Source organism: Alteromonas sp. CH_MED4-4, assembly GCF_037029575.1.
Lineage (GTDB): Bacteria > Pseudomonadota > Gammaproteobacteria > Enterobacterales > Alteromonadaceae > Alteromonas > Alteromonas macleodii.
The window spans coordinates 123,092-144,577 of sequence record NZ_JAYMEU010000007.1 but is presented as its reverse complement, the minus strand read 5'-3'; the positions used below and the strand labels follow the sequence as shown (position 1 = coordinate 144,577).

The following is a 21,486-nucleotide window of genomic DNA, read 5'->3' as shown; positions in this document are numbered from 1 at the left end:
AAACTTTCATAAACATTCATGGGAGAATACTTGAGTGAATAGCAGGCCACTTGGCTAAGTTGAGCTAAGTATGGCCTGCACTTTGGTTACATTAGAACTGGTAAGTGACGTAGGCACTAATACTTCTGCCTGGCTCTGAGTAGCGCTGGTATCCATTACCGCTCACACCGCCAAAGAAACCACCAGTACCGTCTCTTACGCTATTAAGTACTTCCCAGCGGTAATACTCTTTGTCTGTAAGGTTGTAGATCGCCGTGGTAAAGCGCAGGTTTTCAGTAATGTCGTAGTAGGCGAGCAGGTCGAAAACAGCATAGCCTGCAGGCGTATGCGATGGACCTGCACCGTTGTTCAACGAGGTGTAGCTAAGTTGAGTACTTTCTTCTACCCCTTTACTCAAAATTGCGACAAGTTCTGCGCCCCAATCACCTTCATCAGATACGTAGCCTAGTCCAACTGTTGCGGTATCTGGCGATACGGTTTCTAAGTCGTCCCCCGCATTGTTAAAAGCAGACGCGGTGTCGTAGGTACCCTCCAATGCCGTATAAGCAAAACGACCCGCAATGTTATCTGTAAAATTGTAATTAGCAGTAACTTCAAAACCGTCAACAGTCAGTTCGCCCGTATTTTGTGGCTGCGTGAATACATCATCAGTATTGACTACGGTTTCACAACCGAAGCGACCGCACTGCACGGTAGTTACTTCAGTGCCATAAGGCGTTGAATAAGTCTCGTCTTGAATCATGTTAGTGTATTCAGTTCTAAACACCGACACGCTGACATTTCCGTTCTCGAAATCACCAATATAGGTGAGTTCAAAGTTAGTCGATTCCTGAGCATCGAGTTCACTGTTGGCAATACGATCAAGGTCAATAAACGTGTTACCAGTTATGATATCGCTGACTTCATCGCCTGAGTTTGTACCAAAATACAAGCTTTGGAGCGTAGGCGCTTGGTAGCCCTGAGCAATTCGGGCATTTATAGAGTGGCCTTTTACGAATTCGTAGGTAGCACCAATCTCTCCTACCACCGCACTAAACTCGCTGTCTGTGATACTTAACCCTGTGGGGTCTGAAAATGTGCTGTCTACAGTAGGCGTATATTCCGTAGAATCGTAGCGAAGTCCAAGGTTTACGCTTAATTGCTCGCTAAGTTCAACCGTGTCAGCTAGGTAGGCTGTAATTAACGTTTTTTCGGTTTCTGGAACGAAGCTTTGGTCGCGAATAGGGTAGCCGTCTAATATAGGCGAGTCCGCGGTTTGTCCAGCGAACCTGCGGTCAAACATCACCGCTTCAGCGTCCACCTGTTGAAAACTAAAACCATAAATAATCTCATGGTTAAATTCTCCGGTGATTGATTTGGCCAAATCAACATTGAAACTCAATGAGTCCTGGCTGAAATTGCGGTCTTCGGTACGCAATATAGCGTCGCCGTCTGCACTGCCGTAAAGAAAGCTGGTTACACCCGATGAAAACAGCTCTTGATAGTTCAATGTCACATCTATGCTGTCAGCAAACGCTAGGCCCAGGTTTTCGTTGTTAAAGAAAAGCCCAATTCGCTCGCGGTTATTTTCATCCGCTGAGGTGAAGTCGAAATAAGAGTCACTTTGGCGAGAAAGAGGTACGCCGTTCGTTTCTCTGTCCGTTTTTTCGTAAACAAAGCCTAGTTGCTGGTGCTCGGAAAAGTTATAAGCAAGTTTAAGTAAAACTGCATCGACTTGATTATCCATCGGGTCAGCCTGACCACGTGCTGAGCCAGAGATATTCTCACCATGGCTGTGGGCTTCTGTTTCACTACTGTCGCGCATTGTGTATTGTAATAGCGAGTCGAAGTTACCCGTTCTGTTAGCGACGGTGCCGTGTACTAGCCATTCGTCAGAGCGTGCATCAAAACCGGTTTTCAATCTAACGCCTGTGGCATCACCTGTGGCAGGTAAAAAGTCGCTCGCTTCATTGGTCACGTAGGTAACTGAGCCAGCAAGGGAGCCTGGTCCTTGCGCGACAGCGCTTGGGCCTTTAGTGATGTTGACGGCTTTTACGTGTTCCAATTCAATTTCTCCGCGGCTCGATCCATACATTCCATAAGCGGCAAATGAGCTTGGGTTTAGCGTTTCGCCTTGACCGACGCCATCTACAGTTACTGCTACAGCGTCTCCTTCCAAGCCGCGAATGTTGAAGCCATCGTTACCGAAACGGTTACCCGTATCATTAGTTTGTACCCCTGGGATATAGCGAGCGGTATCTTCAATATTTGTAATTGAGCGCTTTGACAGAGTTTGTGCATCCAGCACGCTTTCGACAGTCGTTGTCAGGGTTTCTTCACTTTTGGCCTTTGTAACTGCCAATTCTGATTGTTGAGCTAGGGCAGGAAGTGTTAGCGCACAGCCAAGCGAAATAGCTACCGTTGAGCGTTTAAATTTCATTGTTCTTTTCCAATTTTTAATAAAAGTGCAAATAATTAGTATTTCGTATCAACGCTAAGCCTCCTGTTTGCGTCGGTTGATATCATTTTTATTTTTCTTAAATCGCGCCTGTCAAAGCGATTTCTTGACACTTCGTGCGTCAAAAATCGATCGTAATACTATTGATAACAATTATCATTTGCAATAGTATGATTTCACTTTTACACAACTAGAAAATAAAAAACCATGAAAAAACACACGCTCATCAGTTTACCCTTGCTTATTGCAAGCTGCTTCAGTAGCGCTGCTCTAGCCCACGTGGCTTACCTAAAACCGCTTCAGTTTGAACCGGTTAGAGGCGGTAAAGTCACGCTGGATGCATCTTTTGCAGAACAATTTTTTGTACCAGAAGCGGCAATTACGAATGCATCGTTTGAAGTGGTAACCCCTAGCGGCAAGCTAGTGAGTGTGGAGAAGGTTGTCGATCTTTCTACCCGTAATGTTCTTGAGCACACTTTAGAGGAAGAAGGGACTTACCAGTTTTCAACCGGAAAACGCATGGGGGCAATTTTTCGCGTGTATGAAAAGGACGGTGAGCGTGGCTCTATGCGAGGTAATGAAAAGCCTCTACCTGAAGGTGCGATACTAAAAGAGCACTTTCAATCAGTTACGTCTGCAACGACGTACGTAACGAAGAAAGGGCCAAGTGAACAGGCGTTAGCGCCAAGAAATGACGGCTTAGAGATCGTGGCAGTTAATCACCCTAACAGTTTGTTTGCCAACGAGAGTTTTAATTTCAAAGTTCTGTTTAACGGTAAGCCTGTTACCGATCATGAAGTCTCGGTGTACCAAGGAAAAGATCAGTTCGCCGAAGAATCTGATGTAGAAAAAATAACGACAAATGCTAAAGGGCAAGCATCATTCACTCCTTCAGCACAAGATGTCTATTTGATGCAAGTAAGACTGCGTACCGATGCGCCTGAGGGTGTAGACGTGCCTACCTATAGTTACACCACCACACTTTCGTTCGAAGCCTACTAATTAACAAGGGTACAAGGAGATAATTATGTTTAAAACAGTAAGTTTAGCCGTTGTATCTGCGCTTTGTATTAGCGCTTCGGCAGTAGCTGCACCACATAGCGCCAGCGGCATTATATTGACCTATGACTTAAACAAAGACGAGTCACTTCCATTAGAAGAGTTCGTTGATGCCAGACGTGCTCGCTTCAATGCGTCTGATACCAACAAAGACGGTGTACTTGATGAAAGTGAATATGTTTATGAGTGGGAAGGCAAAGTAGAAAAACGGTTAGCTGAAGACAGAAAAGCATCGGTAAAACAAACTCACATACGTTTCCATGCTGTTGACAGCAACGATGACGAGTTCATTACTATTGATGAAGTCAATGCGGTGGGTGAGCGAAGTTTCTCGCGTATGGACAGTGATAATGATGGTGTAGTTGCACTGGGCGACCCTGAACCAGCGCCCCGTCGCTCGACGTCACAGGAAAAAGATGACAAACCTGAGCTAGTACAGCGCCCTATGTTGCGCATGCCGACCAGTCACAATATTGAAGGCTTTGTTACCTTATACGACCAGAACGGTGACGAAAAGGTAACAAAGGAGGAGTTTCACGCCGTTCGCAAAGCGCAGTTCCAGCGCACAGACGAAAACAGTGACGACAAACTCACAGAGCAAGAATATGTACTTGAGTTTGAAGACAGACTGGATGCACAGATTGAGAAAACCCATGAAGGACAAATTAAGCAAACTTACGTTCGCTTTGAAGTTCTAGATACAGACGAGAACGGCAAAATGACATTTTCAGAGTACATGGTGTCTGGGTTTAATGCTTTTCATCGCTACGACACTAATGGTGATGGCTACTTAACGTTAGCTGATCCAGCGCCTGCGCCACGTCAGCAGGAGCAAAGTGACACCAACACTGCACAAGTCAGCGAATAATGGTTGGGCGTTTCCTCTTATATCTGGCGGTGTTCACCGCCAGCTATGCCGTTAAGGCCGAGTTGTATGTGTTTCCCGCACCATCACCAGAAGCAACCACCCACACTCTTAACACAGAAATAACCCTGTACGAAGAGCAGACTCTTAGCGCCATTGAGCAAAAGAATATTGATCTACTGATTAAAGACACCTATCAAACGTTAGACAAATCAAACACAACGAGTGCGCTTAGCGAAATTAATCGACGTTTCGAAGGTACACTTCCGGCATGGCTGTACAGTGCCATTAAGCGGTGTGAAGCTTGGTTTAGCCGAACTGAAGGAAACATAAGCTGCCGTAACGGTGAGCTGTACAACTATTGGGAAGAATATATTCAGGGTAAGCATGACCTTTCACGTCGCGAAGTGAGACGTCGTGCTCGTGTGGCGCGCATTGCTGAGGTCAATTTTAACGACGATAACAGCATGGCGTTTGCGTCACCTATCCAGTGGGATTTGTCTGAGTTCGCAGCGTCCCTTGCCGTAGAACGCATTGCTAACTACCTGACATCACTTAATATTCGCTCTTACCACATTAGCGCGCAAGGGCTAGAAACCCACGCCTCGAACCAAGGTTTTAGTTGGCAGGGAACTGTGGCTCAAGAAGCTGTTACCCAAACTGGCCGCACAACAGACGCTGTTAGTATTCACAGCACCATCGCATACATCAGACCGTGGCAGCGCCCAGTACTTTCCACTTCGAAGCTGGTGTCTTTAGAAAAAGGCGTGTTAAGCCACAGTGACGGTTGGCCTAGCGCCAAGTTTCAAGCCATATCAGTGGCGGATAACGCATTTGAAGCGATGTTGTTAGCACACTTTTCGGCAACCAAAACAGCGCAGCAAGCCATGGAGTTAGTTAACGCGAACCCATCACTAGCGCTGAAGTTAATTGATGAAAATGGCAGGGTATTTACCAGCAACACCTATACAGCTCGCACGTCGGGTAAAAACAAGGCTGAAAAAAATGGCCACGCCATCTCAATTGATATCACCTTACCGCTATTTGACATTGCAGATTATCGCGGTCCTTACGTAAGCGTGTGGATAAGCGACGAAAAGAACCGGCTAGTAAAAAGCTTGGCGCTTCGCGGCACCAGCGAAAGATGGCTAGGCGAGCTGCGCACATGGTGGCGAAGAGTGGGTCGGAAAAATGAAGGTCTAGTCGATGGGTTTGCCGGGGCTACAAAGAAAAACGCGCCCTTGCACATAGAGTGGGATGGATTGGACGATTTTGGACAAAGCGCAAACTCGTCGTCGCTAATACTTCACATTGAAGTGGCGAGAGAACACGGTGGTCGAAGCTATGAGAAAATTCCATTTACCTTTGATAGCCTGACTTCACCAATAACCGTAACGGGCACGGATGAAATCGCGTCTATTACACTTTCACTAATGAATTAGTCGTCAATCTTAAAATTGCAGTAACGTAACGAGCACTACCAAAGGCAGCTATCGCAAATCGCTATCTGAAGTTTTCATAGCCCTCATTATTAGGGCTGAGCGTTTTACCCTTTAAACGTGATACTGGCGTTTGCGGTTAGCCTGCCTTCTTTCACATCAGCATAATCCGAAATATCGTTAGGTAAACAGCCGCTGTGCAGCAAGTTGGCTGGATACAACACGGCGCGATTAAACATAGGCTCAATACGGGCGATTTGGGTGAACATGGCGGTATCACCGTTTATGTACGCTTTAGGTGGTAACCCTACGCTGGTGGCTTGACGTTTTAAGGTTTTAAAATAGCCTTCGTATTGCGCTGCATTAACCCGCTCTAACCCCGTTTCAATATGTCGATAGAATGCAGTACCGCCCAAAGGCGCGCTAAACAGATAGTGCACCAATGCCCATTCATTATCCTTTTGCGTATCGATGTGCGGAATACATTGAATGGGCGATAAACTTTTCGGCGCTTGATTGGCTATGGAAAGTTGCACTAGGGGTATTTGAAGCGGCTTTTCCACGCCAAAATCTTGTAGCCCATTATGCGAAGCAAGTTGGCTAAACAACAACGGAAGCGAGGTATGTAGGTGTTTGACATACTCCTGAGGCGGGTGACTTCTCACCCCAGGATAAAAGTCGCCATCTTGTTTTGTAAATGGGTGGTGTTGAGCAATTGTTTCTACCAAACTCAGCGGGTCTGGTATGAAACCATCGATAACAACAATCGGTGTGGCTTGCTCACCAACCTTAATCAATTCGTAGTTTGAAACCATGCGTCTGCGTTTTTATTCGCCTTGTTCTTTTTGTCGATAAGGGCATAGATTTGTGCGTTTGACGCTATGAGCGTGTAAATGCTTTGCAGCATGTGTTGTGCATGCAAATCAGCAATCGCGTCAGCACTAAGCGCCGCTAGCTTATCTTCATCAATGGTATATAACCCTGTTATAGACGTTTTGCTTTCGTTTTCAAAGGTAATATCTAGGGTGAATGGTGTGATAAGGTTGTGCTGTTGCAGCGCGGCAATAAAACGTTGATTTTGCGTTTCACCGTCAAGAAGCTGAGCAAGGATCTGCTGCTTTTCTAACAGGTAGTTACTGGGCTCTCCCGTGTTATCAAAAAGCGGTGTGCCTTTTTCTTCGCTTACTGAAGCGTTATCCATATCAATGCACAGCACCCGGTTGCTGCTGTCAGCGCTTTGCGCTTCCGTTCCTACATAAAAAGGCAGGCGTTCAAACTGTGCCGGAATATAAACCGCATCCCATTCACCTTGTTGCCAAAATAGGTTTTCTTTTTCTTCAAAACCTAATAAGGCAGATAAGCCAAATTGTCCTGAGTCGTCAAACTTGGTGATCACCACGGGATAATGCACCACTAGCTTGTTTAGCTCAGAGACCACCACAGGAACAAGGTGCTGATTGGCACTGAGTGACAGTGCATCGTCGGTTACTTTCAAATCTGCATGTTGTTTATTATTAATGGCAACCATGTGAGTCATACGTAGGCCCTGCTTATTGATTTACGTTAAACGGCCTGCAGGCCGAATTGGTGAATTTTATTAATAAGTTCGCGATGTTTAGGCAGTTTCTCCACCGCCATGCCGCGAGCTTTTCTGTTCTGCATCAACTGTTGCTTAGCAAAGTCGGCGTTCACCCATTGCTGATGTGCGCCTAAATCTGAGGTAAACCCCATACCGTACAGGACATACTGATAGCTTGCCGCGGGGAATACCTCGTTGTTGCTGGTAAAGTCTTTGTCACTAGGTGGGTGGTATTGCCACAGTGCGAGTAATTCTTTTAATGAATCCGGAATAGTATGACTATCGCGATTGTCCCGCCAAAATGCGCTGTCTTCTCGCTTACTCAACATGTAATGCAGCTTTAAGAAGTCGATAATTCGCTGCCAACGGTAAGAAAAGGTGTCATTAAAGCGCTTCGCCACAATATCCATTACGGCTCGATTTGCTGGCAACTGTTCGGCGATCATTGAGGCAGACAGCTCCACCAGTACAAGCGCTGAGGCTTCTAACGGCTCTAGAAAGCCCGCCGCTAGCCCAACAGCCACGCAGTTATTTTGCCAAAAGCGCTGCCTGTGTCCGCTTTGAATAGTAATGTCTTTTACTTTTATCCCATCTATGCCGTTTAACGTGCTGGTTTGGCGAACGTATGTGTCTAAGCGAGCATAGGCGTCATCTTTACTCTGATGCCTACTGGAATAGACGTGGCCTACACCTCGGCGTGACTGCAAACCGATATCCCAAATCCAACCGGCGTCTTGTGCGGTGGAGATAGTGTGGGATGCAATAGGACTTTGCGGGGTGTCATAAGGCACGTGTACTGCTAATGCTCGGTCGATAAAAAGTACATCGTCACAGGGAATAAACGGCACCTTGTAGTGTTCGCCGAGCAGCATAGATTTGAAGCCGGTACAGTCAACAAAGAGGTCGCCTTCTACTGTTACCCCTTGCTCGGTATGAAGGGCTTTGATATCGCCGTTATTGCTGCTTTCGACGCGGTTAACGTCGGCCAGCACATGGTGTACACCTAGTTTTTCAGTGCAGTATTTGGTTAAAAAGGCGGTAAATTTTCCTGCATCTAGGTGATAAGCATAGTTAGCGGTGCCTGCAAACTCTGCGTGGCGTATGCTTTTAGGTGCACAACCTGCTTCGCATATCGCTTCCTGAACACATACTGCATGGGAAAAAGACTCGTTTAATTCTGGTGCTACAGTCTGCCAGTAAGGACCTAAATTTGTTTGCGAAAACCCTTGGGGCAGCATGAGAGGGTGGTAGTAAAAATCGTGCTCTTCACCAGTGGTCCACTTAGCAAACTTTGCTCCTTGCTTGAATGTGGCGTCGCATTCTTTGATGAAAGTGGTTTCGCTTATACCCAATGCAATTAGTGTTGAGCGCATGGTTGGCCAAGTGCCTTCTCCCACGCCAATAATAGGCACATTGGGGCTTTCTATTAAGGTTACTTTAATGTTTTTGCGGGTAGCGCATTTATGTTGCGCTGCAATACGACCAGCCGTTAGCCACCCTGCGCTACCGCCACCAACTACTACAATGTGCGTTATGGGAGTTGCTGTTGTCATACTGATTTCCTGAATAAAAACTGTGGCTACCAAATGGTAGCCACGAATGTGGGACCAACAAATGCCGGCCCCAATTACGCGAAACTAAAAGTTTCCGCGCACACCGAAGGCCCAACGTCTGCCGCTGTCTTCAACCAACAGCAAGTGATTAGAGAAGCGACCGCGTTTATGTACAAACTCTTCTGTAAGGTTAATACCTTCAAAGAAGATTTCTACATTGTCTGTCACGCTGTAGCTACCGCTAATGTCAAGCTGTTGATAAGACTCAACAATGGTTGGGCCGTCACCCTGCCCTTGTGTTAACGACTGAACAAACTCATCACGCCAGTTATAGGCAAGACGAATTTGATAATCGTCAGTTTCATAAAATGCCACCAAGTTGTAAGAATCACTTAACCCGGTTAGTGCAAATACCTGATTAATATCGAATGGATCGAGTTCGGCGTCACTGTCAACGATAGTTCCGTTGGCAAGCACCCCAAAGCCATTATCGAAAGTGTGCTGAAGCGCAAGCTCGAAGCCGTCTACCGTCGCGTCTTCACCGTTATTTGGCAGAGTATTGGTAAACACAGCAACGTCGTCACTCGCATCTGGCGCGCTAGCGTTAGTGCCTGTAGAAGGGTCGGTTAGCAGGCTGCCGTCAGCAAGCTCGAAGGTTTTGTCTTCTTGGCTATTGACAATAAAGTTCGATACCAACTTTCTGAAGTAACCAATTGATGCATAACTTGCTTCGTCGTAGTAATACTCTAGTGACAAGTCCAAGTTGTCCGATTTGAATGGCTCTAGTGCAGGGTTACCACTGGTAGACGTTAAGTCACCACCTTGGCGGGTGGTCGTAATTACTGTTACTGGTGACATGCTGTTGAGCGTAGGGCGAGTAATGGTAGAGCTCGCCGCAAAGCGCGCAATTAAATCGTCGGTAATTTCTAAACGTACGCTGAAGTTAGGTAATAGCACGTCGTAATCAGACTCAGTGGCAATACTTTGTGCATTACCAAAACCAGCCAGCATTTCAGTTTGATCCAGAATCGTTAAGCCCGTTATTGGCGCTTGCGTTCCGTTAACCGTCACATCCGTCATTTCATAACGCACCCCTGCGGTTGCGCTTAAGAACATGTCTGCAACTTCGCCTTCAAAGTCGAATTCCATATAGGTGGAGATAATATCTTCTTCAACTTCAAAGCTGTTGTTACGGCGCACCGCATCAAAACTAATCGAATCACCATTTACGCTTTGATAGTAAGATTCTAAAAAGGCAAAGTTGGCTTCGCCATCGTGGGCAAGCCAAGAGGTGGGCATGCGACCGCTACCACTTACGTCAGAAAGAAAATCGCTGCCTGCGTCAAAAACGTATTGGCTGCCTGCTGGGATCTCAGGCAAGTCTGGGTAACCACAGTAAGTACAGTGAATTCCTACACCTTCATTGTCCCAACGGGTAAGTGATTTGGTTTCGGTGCTGTACTGTGCGCCAAAGCGAATTTCAGTTAGGCCGCTGCCGTCTGTTACGTATTCGCCGTCAAAGCGCAGTTGGCTCACTTCATCTTCTACCGCCCAGCCTCGACGCAGCATTACGTGAGCTCGGCTGTTAGCTTCATCAAGATGATTGCTCACACCATCAGGTATCAGTGCAGGGTTGTATATAGGGAAGCCGTCAGGACCAGTAACAATCGCGCCATCTAGTTCTTGTTGTCCGCTATAAATATTGTCATTAGGCGAAGCGAACATGCTGGCAACTGGTAAAATGTTGTCATCTACTTGGAATCGTACGCGGTTGGCATAACCAATAAGTGAAAGCTGATCGCCGCCACCATTATTGGCTTCGCGTTCGGCTTCTGAATGACTTAAATCAAACGATAAATTCAGATTATCAGAGTACTGGTAATCAAAGTTAAGGCCTATGGCATAGGTATCAGTTAAACGGTCGAACGTTTTGGCGTGCATATCTGTCGCCAAACCTACCTCTTGGTATAAATCGACAATAGTACCGTTTGCATCAACCGTTGGGCTGCGGCGATTGCCGTTTTCATCAAACAGGCTGCCGTCATCGCCTACACCCTGAATGTTAGGTGCGGTAAACCAGTGGCCGTACGACGTTGCTTCAGACTCTACGTCAAAATCTGAATACAGTGCGTCAGCAGTTACAACCAGTTTGTCGTTAGGTGCATATTGGAATACAAGATTAGCGTTTGTACGGGTACGCTCTTCAAAGGTCACTTTGTGATCGTAGTTTCGCGGTGAAAATACATTGCCTGTCCAAGCGTCGCCTGACTGCGTAACAGGGTTTGGCACGCCAACGTTTTCTAGCCAACCGTCCATCTGAGCCTGGTTAAGGCGAGTCTCACGCTCTTGGTGTGAAACGGCAAGTAATACACCGAAGGTGTCGTCATTGAACGTGTTGCTAATAAGGCCAGAAAATTGCGGCGTAGTTTCTTCGCTATTTTCGTCGTACACGCCTTTTACCGAGCCCGCCATTTTAAAACCGTTTAATGCGAACGGGCGCGCGGTATTAATATTAATGGTAGAGCCTACACCACCAGACTGCATTGTGGCCGTTGACGTTTTATGCACATCAAGGCTGCTTACTAACTCAGAAGCAATCGTGTCGAAACTGAACGCACGCGAATCGTTTTCAGACGCCATTTGACGGCCATTTACCAACACGGTGTTAAACTGTGGTCCAAAACCACGTACGGTAATTAGCTGGCCTTCACCGCCTGAACGGTCGATAGATACGCCGGTAATACGCTGTAGTGATTCAGCTAAGTTGGTATCGGGAAAATCACCGATGTCTTCTGCGCTAATGGCGTCGACTACGCCAGCAGAGCTGCGTTTAACATCCATCGATTTTGCAACCGATGAGCGGATACCACTTACCTCAATCACTTCTACGTCTTTATTGGGTTGCGCGTCTTGGGCAAATGCACTATTCGCAGAAATAGCCGACGCTAAAACTGCTGCCACTGAGCATGCAAGCTTGGTTTTCCTATACATGATGGTGTGTGTCCTAATCGTTAATTTTAATGCGCCTTATGGTGTGCACCCCACTTGGCTTTCTTTCACAGCATTTCGCTGTTAATTCATCAAGACGACACGGTTTGTAAAATCCCCCAAATTTATTTAACAATTTTTTAAATTAATTGAATCGCCTTGTTTAAAAGGCGTGATTTCTTCGACATCGATTAGCGTATTTCACCTTTACGTGTGTTTAAAAAATGCGCAATTCTTGATGTATTCACAGAATAAATGCTTCTTTATCTACTTCATTTATTGCCTGTATGCCATTTCTATATAAATATTAGTTATGACTCGTAAGTAAATGATACTAGTGATGTATGCCCATATAGCGTAGCTTTGCCGCAGTTTCGCTTGAAAAATAAGCGGAATAAGGGGTGCTATTCGAAGCAAAATAAATACAGAAATTGCCTGTTCTGTTTTTGATTTCGCTAGAGAATGCTAGGCATAAGTGAATAAAATGGCTTAGTACTGTTTAAAGGGTGTCATTCTCGGATAGCCGGAATGTGAGGAGAAGCGTGTGAAAATCATAATATTAAATGAGTCAAAGGCGCCAGATCCGCTAAATAATGTGGAGAAGCGATGTGCGGCTACACCTAGTAGTGCACAGCGTCTGGTGAAAAAAGGGGCGACCTTACTGCTTGAAGCAGGAGCAGGCGTACACTCAGGGTATTCAGATAAAGAATACAAAGATGTAGGCGTAACTGTCATCGATGATGTGAATGATGCATTATCAACAGCAGATATGCTCGTGGCGGTGAACAAACCCACCGATGCACAGCTAGCGTTGATGAAAAAAGGGGCCATTGTGGTAGGCCATCTCGACCCTTTCTTTCAGCAATCGCTTGTTGAGTCTATTGCAGAAAAGGGGCTAACCGCTATTTCTGTAGAGATGATCCCTCGTTCTTCTCGTGCACAAAAAATGGACGCATTGAGCTCGCAAGCGAGTCTTGCGGGTTACGTAATGGTGATGCAGGCGGCGAATCAGTTGCCATCAATATTACCTATGATGATGACACCGTCAGGAACAATAAAACCAGCAAAGGTATTTATTATTGGAGCTGGCGTAGCGGGTCTTCAAGCTATAGCAACCGCGAAACGCTTAGGCGCAAACGTACTTGCTTATGACACCCGCCCTGTGGTGGCTGAGCAAGTAGAATCGCTAGGTGGCAAATTCCTTAAGATCGACATTGGGGAAACAGGCCAAACGAAGGACGGTTATGCAAAAGAACTGACCGATGAACAAAAAGCGAAGCAGCAAGAAGCGCAACGCGACGCGATTGCCGACTCTGACATTGTTATTACGACAGCGCAGTTATTTGGTCGCAAACCACCAGTGCTTATCTCAAAAGATACATTAGCACTCATGAAACCGGGCAGTGTGGTTGTAGATATGGCCGCAACATCAGGTGGTAATGTTGAAGGTTCGGTTGCTGGCGAAACCGTTGAAGTTAACGGTGTGAAGGTAATTGGTAACGGTAACTGGAGCCAGTATGTGGCTAAAGCCGCCACCGACATGTACGCCAATAACATCTACAACCTTGTGGATGAGTTCTTTGACGATGAAACCAAAACCTTTGGGCTGAATTTAGAAGACGACATTCTGGCCGGCTGTGTTATTACCCACGACGGTAACATTACCAACGACATGCTTAACAACGCATACAAAGGAGCCTAATCATGGAAATCATTTACCTACTTTTCATCGTTCTACTGGCTGCTTTTTTGGGTTTTGAGTTAATTCGAAAAGTTCCAGCAACTTTACATACACCCTTAATGTCAGGCTCTAACGCGATATCGGGTATTACGTTAGTGGGAGCATTGGTAGCCTCGGGTAGCGACAACAATTTGCTAACGACCATTCTTGGTACCGCAGCGGTGGCGCTGGCCAGCATCAACGTGGTGGGTGGTTATCTCGTTACTGATCGCATGCTTGGCATGTTCAAGAAAAAAGATAAATAAGGAGTACGCAAGTGAGTGATATCGTAACCGTAATAAACCTTGCGTACGTAGTAGCTGCGGCACTATTTATACTAGGACTTAAGTTACTTAGCCATCCAGATACCGCGAAAAAAGGTAACTTTATTTCTGCCATTGGTATGCTGGTTGCTGTCGTCGTCACCCTGCTTGACCAGCAGATTATTAGCTATCACTACATCCTGCTAGGTTTTGTTATTGGTGGCGCCTTTGGTGCGTGGAAAGCTAAGACCGTTGAAATGACGGCAATGCCAGAAATGGTGTCGTTATTTAATGGCTTTGGTGGCGCAGCGTCATTGCTTCTGGGTTGGGCAACATTAGCCGGAATGAGCCTAATTACTCTTAAAACGGAAAGTGCGTTCACTTTTATTACCCTGTTTTTCACAATTTTAGTTGGGGGCATTACGTTCTCTGGCTCGGTGGTAGCCTGGGGTAAGTTGTCAGGAAAAATGAGCTCTAAAGCCGTTATTTTCACAGGGCTTCGCGAGCTAAGCATCTTGCATCTAATTGGCATGGTGGTGATAGGTTATTTCTTTACTACCGACCCAAGCAACCCACTTTGGATTTACTGTGCTATTGCGTTGTCACTAAGCTTCGGCTTGTGGGCTACCATTTCAATTGGTGGTGCAGATATGCCGGTGGTTATTGCGCTTTTAAATAGCTACTCAGGTGTAGCAGCGTCGGCGGCAGGTCTTGCTACAGGTAACACAATATTGATTGTTACCGGTCTACTAGTAGGCGCTTCAGGCTTAATTCTTACCAATATTATGTGTAAGGCCATGAACCGTTCATTGATGAATGTGTTGTTGTCTGGCTTTGCCAAGCCAGTCGAGGCCGGCGAAAAAATAGAAGGCGAGATTAAAGTACTGTCGGCGCAAGATGCATTTTATGTATTAGAAGCAGCGCAAGCAGTACTGGTGGTGCCTGGTTATGGTATGGCGGTTGCGCAAGCGCAGCATGCGGTACGTGAACTTCAGTCGTTGCTAGAGGAAAATGGCTGTACGGTTGACTACGCCATTCACGCTGTAGCGGGGCGTATGCCGGGCCACATGAACGTGTTATTGGCAGAAGCTGACGTGCCTTATGACCAACTATACGAGATGGATGACGTTAACCCTCGTATGGAAAACTATGACGTGGTTATTGTTATCGGTGCAAACGATGTTGTTAACCCAGCAGCCAAAGAGATGAAAGGCAGCCCTATTTACGGAATGCCAGTTATCGAAGCACATCGTGCGAAAACGGTCTTTGTACTTAAGCGTTCTGCGAATGCCGGTTTTGCCGGTGTAGACAACCCGCTGTTTTTCAAAGACAACACGCGCATGGTTCTGGGTGACGCTAAAGACACTATTAACAGCGTTATTCGCGAGTTCGGAGACGACTAATACAGCGTATCTCTTTGAGACATCTTCTATAAAGGCCTGTTTAAAACACAGGCCTTTTTATTGGGTATTAAACTTAATTATAAAGTACTCAACTATAGTTGTAGTTGATGCTTATCAGCTCTAGTATGTGAATGCTATAGATGTTGAGTTAGCTATTCATATAGTCGCATAGAGATGTACGAGTAAATGTCTACGACCCCTTTTCATATTGAGCCGTTTAGAAATTGTATTTTGGTCACGCTTCGCGGTAAGTGGGATATGTCCACGAACATTCAGTACCTTGCTAAGCTTTCTGATTGCTTGAAAACCCGTAAAGGCCGACCCTTTCACTTATTTGTAGACATGCGTAGTTGGCAAATCCCCAATTCTGATACCTTCAATCAAATAAAAGCGCCCATTAAGTTAGATAGGCGAAGTCAGCTCAGCGAGACATGGCTAGAAGATGAAGCAACAGATGCTGATCACATTGCAGAGAAGTTTTTTAGCGCGCCATCAATTAAACTGGGATTTGAACTTGAACGTACTCAAAGCATCTCAGAGTTTATAACCCTTTGTGAAGAAAAAGCAGATAACGTCGTTTTAGATTATGTTCGAACTTGGATAGGCTAAAAAAGCCCGCGTTCGATAAACAAAATTCGTCGCGACAATAGATATTTTATATCGCAACAACTATCGCGTTCAGTCTTACGTTGACTATAATACGCTGCTTATTTTCGCACTTTCTATGCTAGGTATTGGCCTAGCCCACTTACAAATAGGTGAATAAATTGTCAGATTGGAGCATCGAAGAAGCGGAGCGCGTCTATGGCGTGTCTCAATGGGGTGGCGGCTATTTTCAAATTGGTGAAAACGGCAACGTCCATATTACCCCTGTTCCTGAAGATCCTAGCATTCGAATCGACTTTAATTCGGTAATTGAAGATATCCGCAAAGAAGGCGTACAGTTTCCTGTTGTAGTGCGCTTCCACGATATTCTGCGCTCGCAAGTTGCAGGCTTGAACAAAGCATTTAGAAGCTCCATCGAAGAAGCCGAATACCAAGGCCAGTACCAAGGTGTGTATCCGGTAAAAGTAAACCAAATGCGCGAAGTCGTTGAGGAAATTGTCGATGCGGGCAAGCCATTTAACTATGGCTTAGAAGCGGGGTCAAAAGCCGAGCTTCTGACTGTGCTTGCCATGAATACTAACGAAGAGTCTCTGACTATCCTAAATGGTTATAAAGACGACGAAGTTATGCGTCTTGCGCTGTTAGGAAGAAAGCTGGGTCGCCGCGTTGTGGTAGTAGTTGAAAAATACACCGAGCTTCTTCTTCTGGTAAAAATAGCCAAAGAGCTGGATATCGATCCTATCATTGGTGTGCGCTCAAAAATGACGGTGAAAGGTCGTGGTAAGTGGGAAAGCTCTGGTGGTGAACGTGCGAAATTTGGTTTAACCATTACTGAGATCATTAACGCAGCCCGCTACCTTGAAGAGCAAGGCATGGCGCACTGCTTAAAGCTGCTGCATTTCCATATTGGTAGCCAATTAACAGACATTCGTGCGGTTAAAGAAGCGGTAACCGAAGGCGCGCGTATTTACGCAGACCTTCACAAAATGGGCTTCGAGCTAGATTATGTTGATGTAGGTGGTGGCCTTGGTATCGATTACGACGGCAGTAATTCAACTAATGAATCGTCGCGTAACTACAGCATGCAAGAGTATGTTGCTGACGTTGTCTATGGCATGAAGGAAATGTGCGACCTTGAAGGCGTACCGCATCCGCATCTGGTTAGTGAAAGTGGACGTGCAATCACTGCGCATCACAGCTGCGTTATCACGGAAATTGTGGGCGAAATTAAGTCGAATGCGTCGCAAATGGATACATCAGCAAAAGCGGGTGAACACTTCTTCCTTAAGAATATGCGCGAACTTGCAGACACGTTTGATGAACAAACGAACATGCATGAAATTTACAACGATGCGTCGCAGTATAAAGAGCAAGCGCTAGATGCATTTAAATTACGCGTGTTGTCACTTGAAGAGCTGGGCAAAATCGAAACGCTGTACTGGCAAATTATGGGTCGCTTACAGCAGTGGTATCGCAACGAAGAATATGTTCCAGAAGAGCTTCAAGAGCTAGATTACAGTTTGTCGTCTCAGTACCTTTGTAACTTCTCTGTATTCCAGTCGGCTGCTGATACATGGGCTATCGACCAGCTGCTGCCGGTAGTGCCTCTTATTCGTATGAATGAAGAGCCAACGGTTAATTGCTCGCTAGTGGATATTACCTGTGATAGCGACGGTAAAATTGATCAGTTCACTATTGGCCGTGAAATTACTGACGTACTGCCAATGCACCCACTTAAGAAAGATGAGCCGTACTACATTGGTTTGTTCTTAACGGGCGCTTATCAAGACGTTATGGGCGACATGCACAACTTGTTTGGTCGCTTAAATGAAGTGCATATTTACAGCTATGACGACGATCCTGAAGACTTTTACATTGAAGAAGTGGTAAAGGGCTCATCGGTAGAAGATGTACTTAACGTTATGCAGTATAACCCGCGCGCAATGGCATCAGACGTAAAACGCATGATAGACAAGCAAGTGTGGGACGGAAAATTGAACCCTCGTGAAGGGGTTCGCTGGACTGATTTTTACGAAAACTGTTTGGCAGGTTATACCTATCTAAAACAGTAGCGTTTAATATCTGAATGAAAGTACCGAAAAGCCGATGCCGATATTACTTATCTGCGTCGGCTTTTTTCAAGTAACGCTTCCAAAACTCGGCTGTCGTTGAATTAATCATATTCGACTCTGCATTCATCAGCATCACATAGCCAACTTTGTGTTCAGGCAAAAACGCCACGTCAGCACGATAGCCTTTTACCCAACCCCCATGATAGTTAAGCTGTAATCCATTTAAGTCGTAAATACGCCAACCCAAACCATAGTGAGCATCGTCAATCATGCCGCGCCAACCTCTGCGGTAGGTTTCACGCTTCGTTTTCACGCGCTCTGTAGTGACATAGTCCACCATTTCATCGGATATGACCGTGGGGAACTCGCCTAGCAGCGCTTGCAGATAAATCGTCATATCTGAAATGCTAGCGTTAACGCCAGCAGCTGGAGAGAACCGATAGTAGTTGCTTTCTACCTTTCCTTCGCGCCATTTATTTCTGGCGATAGCAATATGAGGTTGAGCCCATGATTCTGATGCAAGCAATCCGCCTTTTCCAACACTGGCTGTTTTCATGCCTAGTGGTGCAAACAGATTGGCCTGAAGCTGTCGTGAGTAAGAGGTATTATTGTTGCTGAAGTAGTATTCCAGCGCACCAAAGAGTGCATTTTGATAGGTATAGCATTCACCCGGCGCACACAGTGGTTCAAGCTCGCCCAGGGATTTAAGCACGCGCTCCAGCGAGTAGTCAGCTTCAATAAGGTTGTCGTAAGCGTTGGGCATAAAGCCACTAGATTGGCCAACGATATGTTGCAGTTGCAGCGCATTCATTCCTTTGCCTTTAAAAGGAATGTCGGGTAATAAGGTGGTTATCGGCGTTTCCCAGCTAAGCTGGTTTTTTTCTACAAGTTTAGCTGACAACAACGCAGTAAAGGTTTTTGAAACAGAAGCTAGCCTGAATACTGTGTTCTCTGTAACTTTCTCCCCGCCGCGTTTGCGGGTACTTCCATATACGTAAACCCTCGGCGCTTTGCCCTGTTCATAAAACACAAACGCATAACCAGGCACGTTGTATTTTGAGGCTTCCTTTTGAACGTAACTAGCATAGTCATCAAGCCAATCCGCAAAAGCGCTTTGTGTAATGACCATTAGCATCGCTATCAGCCAAATTTTAGACAGGCGCAGCTTGAAGGTGCGCAAAGAGTTCAGCATACAGTCAGCTCGTTAAGCCTGTGGTTTTCTGATACATCCATCAGGCGCTCATTATTATTATCGCATTATTATGCGTTTAGCTGCTCCAATGATCAAATGTCGCTAATTATGCTCACTATCTCTTCAATGATTTGATTTATTCTAGCGGTAAGCGAACCGTTGTAAGAATATGCAAGAAAGGAAGAAAAGTTCGACTAGCAAGGTTTGTAATTATTGAGTTCTGATTTTGTCGCACCAACAGGGCCAATGCACGATACACTAGATAAAGGTGATAAACGACAGGTGGGAAGCGCATTCTAATGGCAGACAATCTTTTTGTCTCAGACATGGGGGCTTCAGAAAACTCAACAACTGCTGAGTCAGTGCTTTCAAAAGCAAGACTTAGCAGAGATCCGCGCTTTGACGGACGATTTTTTGTGGCGGTAAAAACAACCGGTATTTTCTGTAGGCCAATCTGTCCAGCGCGACTTCCTAAAGAAGAGAATGTGACTTACTTTCAACACGCCACACAGGCAATGGCACATGGTTATCGTCCATGTTTTCGCTGCAGACCAGACAGTGCACCTCGTTCAGCGGCGTGGAAAGGCGTGGGTGCAACGATTAACCGGGCGTTGTCGCTGCTATCTGTTATTCCCATTGAGCGCGTTGCGGATATTGCTATGCGGTTGGGTATTAGTGAGCGGTACCTAAATAAATTGGTCGTCAATGCTGTGGGCATACCGCCTAAGCAGTTTCAAAATATGCAGCGCACTTTGTTTGCAAAGCAGCTTATTCAACAAACTCATTTATCTATGACAGATATCGCAATTACGGCAGGCTATCAATCACTGAGACAACTGCAGCGGGCCATAGAGCAATATTGCGCTACGTCTCCTACCCAGCTTAGAAAAAGAGAGCCGGTTCAACAAAAGGCTATCTCTTTATTTCTTTCATATCGGCCGCCGTACAATTGGCACTATGTACGAGATTTCTTGGCAACCCGTGCTATTGAAGGCATGGAACGAGTAACGAACGAGAGCTATGAACGATACTTTTCATTCAATGAAAGTTTAGGCTTTTTTAAAGCCATTCACGACGAGGCGCGCCACGGATTCAAACTTCTCATCGACATGCCTGAATTAGGTCGTCTTCATACGATAATTGAAAATATAAAGCAGGTACTAGATCTTCACGCTGACCCGCTGTTAATTGAACAAAGCCTATTGCAGTCTGGGTTACCGCCGAGCAAGTTAACGCCTGGGCTACGCCTTCCCAGTGCATGGAGCGTATTTGAAAGTGGTTGTCGGGCTATTGTAGGCCAGCAAGTTAGTGTAAAAGCGGCTATTGGCCAGGTGACTTTACTGGTACATCAGCTGGGCGAAACGGTATCTGATGCGCTCCCGTCAAACGGTCTTGAATCTATAACGAATGAACGCTACAGCTTTCCCTCGCCTGAAAGTGTGGCCGAAAACAGTCTGGAATTCTTACGTATGCCACAGGCGAGAAAAGAGGCCGTACGTCACTTTGCTCGTTTATTCATAAACGGTAACATGCCAAGCCATGAAGACATACTCGCCATTAAAGGTGTGGGCCCGTGGACGCTCGACTATTTAAAAATGCGCGGGGAGAGAAACCCTGATATTTACCTTGGCGGTGATTTAATCGTTCGTAAAATGGCGCAGCAGTACCCCATAGCGCCCGAAAAAGCGGCACCTTGGCGCAGCTATTTAACCCTTCAATTGTGGCAGTTAAGCAATCAGTAAAGAGAGTCGTAAGTATGAAATATACAGATTTCGTGAACAGCATACAGGGGCTTGTTAAAGTTGAAGCCACTGATGAAGGCATAACGGCTATCGAGTTCGTGAGTGCCGCTGAATCAGGTAATACGGCCAACGCGAAGCAGGGTGGCATAGGCAGAAAAACTGCAGCGCAAGAAAGCGCGCTAAGCAACGACCTTCATTCGCAAAAAAACGCCATCACCGAAGCAGCGTGCAGTCAGTTACAAGCATACTTTGACGGTACGTTACGCGAGTTTGACCTACCGCTTTGCCCTAAAGGTACGGCGTTTCAGAATCAGGTGTGGGATGCCTTGCAGCACGTTAAATACGGCGAAACCGCTAGCTATTTAGATATCGCAAAAGCCATTGGCAACCCAAAAGCTGTCCGCGCCGTGGGTATGGCAAATGGTCGTAACCCTATTGCTATTGTTGTGCCTTGCCATCGTATAATCGGAAGTAATAAAACCCTAACGGGCTATGCAGGTGGTTTACCGCGTAAGCAGTATTTACTTAATTTAGAAGGAGCCCAAGGGGTGCTGGGGCTATAAAAGAA

16 protein-coding genes are annotated in these 21,486 nt (G+C 46.0%); 10 read left to right on the top strand and 6 right to left on the bottom strand.

The window, feature by feature from the left end:
* Window positions 1-91: 91 nt before the first annotated feature.
* A complete protein-coding gene (locus WA381_RS07150; protein ID WP_156087208.1) occupies window positions 92-2,419 on the bottom strand; it encodes a TonB-dependent hemoglobin/transferrin/lactoferrin family receptor in 2,328 nt (775 codons plus the stop codon).
* Window positions 2,420-2,644: 225 nt separating this feature from the next.
* Between WA381_RS07150 and WA381_RS07145 the strand changes: the two genes are divergently transcribed.
* From WA381_RS07145 to WA381_RS07135, 3 genes are read left to right on the top strand one after another with little or no spacing between them, the layout of a single operon-like run.
* Entirely contained in the window at window positions 2,645-3,439 is a 795-nt protein-coding gene (locus tag WA381_RS07145; protein WP_156087206.1) for a DUF4198 domain-containing protein, read from the top strand.
* Window positions 3,440-3,464: 25 nt separating this feature from the next.
* Complete coding sequence (locus WA381_RS07140; RefSeq protein WP_156087204.1) at window positions 3,465-4,364, top strand: calcium-binding protein; 900 nt, start codon at window positions 3,465-3,467, stop codon at window positions 4,362-4,364.
* Complete coding sequence (locus WA381_RS07135; protein ID WP_156087202.1) at window positions 4,364-5,803, top strand: DUF2271 domain-containing protein; 1,440 nt, start codon at window positions 4,364-4,366, stop codon at window positions 5,801-5,803. The genes WA381_RS07140 and WA381_RS07135 overlap by 1 nt, the downstream gene beginning before the upstream one ends.
* Before the next feature lie 104 nt (window positions 5,804-5,907).
* On the opposite strand, the gene WA381_RS07130 is transcribed toward WA381_RS07135, so the two are convergent.
* From WA381_RS07130 to WA381_RS07115, 4 genes are all read right to left on the bottom strand, one after another.
* Window positions 5,908-6,615, bottom strand: a complete 708-nt coding sequence (locus tag WA381_RS07130; protein WP_075177216.1) for a DUF6445 family protein — start codon at window positions 6,613-6,615, stop codon at window positions 5,908-5,910.
* Complete coding sequence (locus WA381_RS07125) at window positions 6,594-7,337, bottom strand: SapC family protein (RefSeq protein ID WP_014951249.1); 744 nt, start codon at window positions 7,335-7,337, stop codon at window positions 6,594-6,596. The genes WA381_RS07130 and WA381_RS07125 overlap by 22 nt, the downstream gene beginning before the upstream one ends.
* 26 nt (window positions 7,338-7,363) lie before the next feature.
* Window positions 7,364-8,932, bottom strand: a complete 1,569-nt coding sequence (locus tag WA381_RS07120) for a tryptophan halogenase family protein (RefSeq protein WP_156087199.1) — start codon at window positions 8,930-8,932, stop codon at window positions 7,364-7,366.
* A gap of 84 nt (window positions 8,933-9,016) precedes the next feature.
* Window positions 9,017-11,923, bottom strand: a complete 2,907-nt coding sequence (locus tag WA381_RS07115) for a TonB-dependent receptor (RefSeq protein WP_156087197.1) — start codon at window positions 11,921-11,923, stop codon at window positions 9,017-9,019.
* Window positions 11,924-12,464: 541 nt separating this feature from the next.
* On the opposite strand from WA381_RS07115, the gene WA381_RS07110 reads away from it, so the two are divergent.
* The 5 genes from WA381_RS07110 to speA all read left to right on the top strand — a co-directional run bounded on the left by WA381_RS07110 (window position 12,465) and on the right by speA (window position 17,984).
* Window positions 12,465-13,622 carry an NAD(P) transhydrogenase subunit alpha gene (locus WA381_RS07110; protein WP_156087195.1) on the top strand — a complete coding sequence of 386 codons (1,158 nt, stop codon included), beginning with the start codon at window positions 12,465-12,467 and terminating at the stop codon, window positions 13,620-13,622.
* 2 nt (window positions 13,623-13,624) lie between these two features.
* The gene (locus WA381_RS07105; RefSeq protein ID WP_014951245.1) at window positions 13,625-13,906 is read left to right on the top strand and encodes an NAD(P) transhydrogenase subunit alpha; all 282 of its coding nucleotides are present in this window, start codon (window positions 13,625-13,627) and stop codon (window positions 13,904-13,906) included.
* Window positions 13,907-13,917: 11 nt separating this feature from the next.
* Window positions 13,918-15,306, top strand: a complete 1,389-nt coding sequence (locus WA381_RS07100) for an NAD(P)(+) transhydrogenase (Re/Si-specific) subunit beta (protein ID WP_156087192.1) — start codon at window positions 13,918-13,920, stop codon at window positions 15,304-15,306.
* 186 nt (window positions 15,307-15,492) lie between these two features.
* The gene (locus WA381_RS07095; protein ID WP_156087190.1) at window positions 15,493-15,915 is read left to right on the top strand and encodes an arginine decarboxylase; all 423 of its coding nucleotides are present in this window, start codon (window positions 15,493-15,495) and stop codon (window positions 15,913-15,915) included.
* Window positions 15,916-16,073: 158 nt separating this feature from the next.
* Window positions 16,074-17,984, top strand: coding sequence for a biosynthetic arginine decarboxylase (gene speA, locus WA381_RS07090; RefSeq protein WP_014951242.1), 1,911 nt, complete (start codon window positions 16,074-16,076; stop codon window positions 17,982-17,984).
* 43 nt (window positions 17,985-18,027) lie between these two features.
* Here the strand turns inward: speA and WA381_RS07085 are convergent, their stop codons facing one another.
* Window positions 18,028-19,176 (bottom strand): serine hydrolase domain-containing protein, encoded by a 1,149-nt coding sequence (locus WA381_RS07085; protein WP_039229068.1) that lies wholly within the window; start codon window positions 19,174-19,176, stop codon window positions 18,028-18,030.
* A 299-nt stretch (window positions 19,177-19,475) separates the two neighbouring features.
* Here WA381_RS07085 and WA381_RS07080 point away from each other — a divergent pair, with 299 nt between their 5' ends.
* Entirely contained in the window at window positions 19,476-20,918 is a 1,443-nt protein-coding gene (locus WA381_RS07080; protein WP_156087188.1) for a DNA-3-methyladenine glycosylase 2 family protein, read from the top strand.
* Between the two features lie 14 nt (window positions 20,919-20,932).
* Complete coding sequence (locus WA381_RS07075; RefSeq protein WP_069945168.1) at window positions 20,933-21,481, top strand: methylated-DNA--[protein]-cysteine S-methyltransferase; 549 nt, start codon at window positions 20,933-20,935, stop codon at window positions 21,479-21,481.
* The last annotated feature ends 5 nt before the right edge of the window (window positions 21,482-21,486 follow it).

Bases quoted from the DNA above. Each gene is read 5' to 3' on its own strand.
- WA381_RS07080 (WP_156087188.1), top strand. From the start codon at position 19,476: ATGGCAGACAATCTTTTTGTCTCAGACATGGGGGCTTCAGAAAACTCA.
- WA381_RS07125 (WP_014951249.1), bottom strand. From the start codon at position 7,337: ATGACTCACATGGTTGCCATTAATAATAAACAACATGCAGATTTGAAA.
- WA381_RS07095 (WP_156087190.1), top strand. From the start codon at position 15,493: ATGTCTACGACCCCTTTTCATATTGAGCCGTTTAGAAATTGTATTTTG.
- WA381_RS07085 (WP_039229068.1), bottom strand. From the start codon at position 19,176: ATGCTGAACTCTTTGCGCACCTTCAAGCTGCGCCTGTCTAAAATTTGG.
- WA381_RS07135 (WP_156087202.1), top strand. From the start codon at position 4,364: ATGGTTGGGCGTTTCCTCTTATATCTGGCGGTGTTCACCGCCAGCTAT.
- WA381_RS07105 (WP_014951245.1), top strand. From the start codon at position 13,625: ATGGAAATCATTTACCTACTTTTCATCGTTCTACTGGCTGCTTTTTTG.
- WA381_RS07145 (WP_156087206.1), top strand. From the start codon at position 2,645: ATGAAAAAACACACGCTCATCAGTTTACCCTTGCTTATTGCAAGCTGC.
- WA381_RS07130 (WP_075177216.1), bottom strand. From the start codon at position 6,615: ATGGTTTCAAACTACGAATTGATTAAGGTTGGTGAGCAAGCCACACCG.
- WA381_RS07115 (WP_156087197.1), bottom strand. From the start codon at position 11,923: ATGTATAGGAAAACCAAGCTTGCATGCTCAGTGGCAGCAGTTTTAGCG.
- WA381_RS07150 (WP_156087208.1), bottom strand. From the start codon at position 2,419: ATGAAATTTAAACGCTCAACGGTAGCTATTTCGCTTGGCTGTGCGCTA.
- WA381_RS07120 (WP_156087199.1), bottom strand. From the start codon at position 8,932: ATGACAACAGCAACTCCCATAACGCACATTGTAGTAGTTGGTGGCGGT.
- WA381_RS07075 (WP_069945168.1), top strand. From the start codon at position 20,933: ATGAAATATACAGATTTCGTGAACAGCATACAGGGGCTTGTTAAAGTT.
- WA381_RS07140 (WP_156087204.1), top strand. From the start codon at position 3,465: ATGTTTAAAACAGTAAGTTTAGCCGTTGTATCTGCGCTTTGTATTAGC.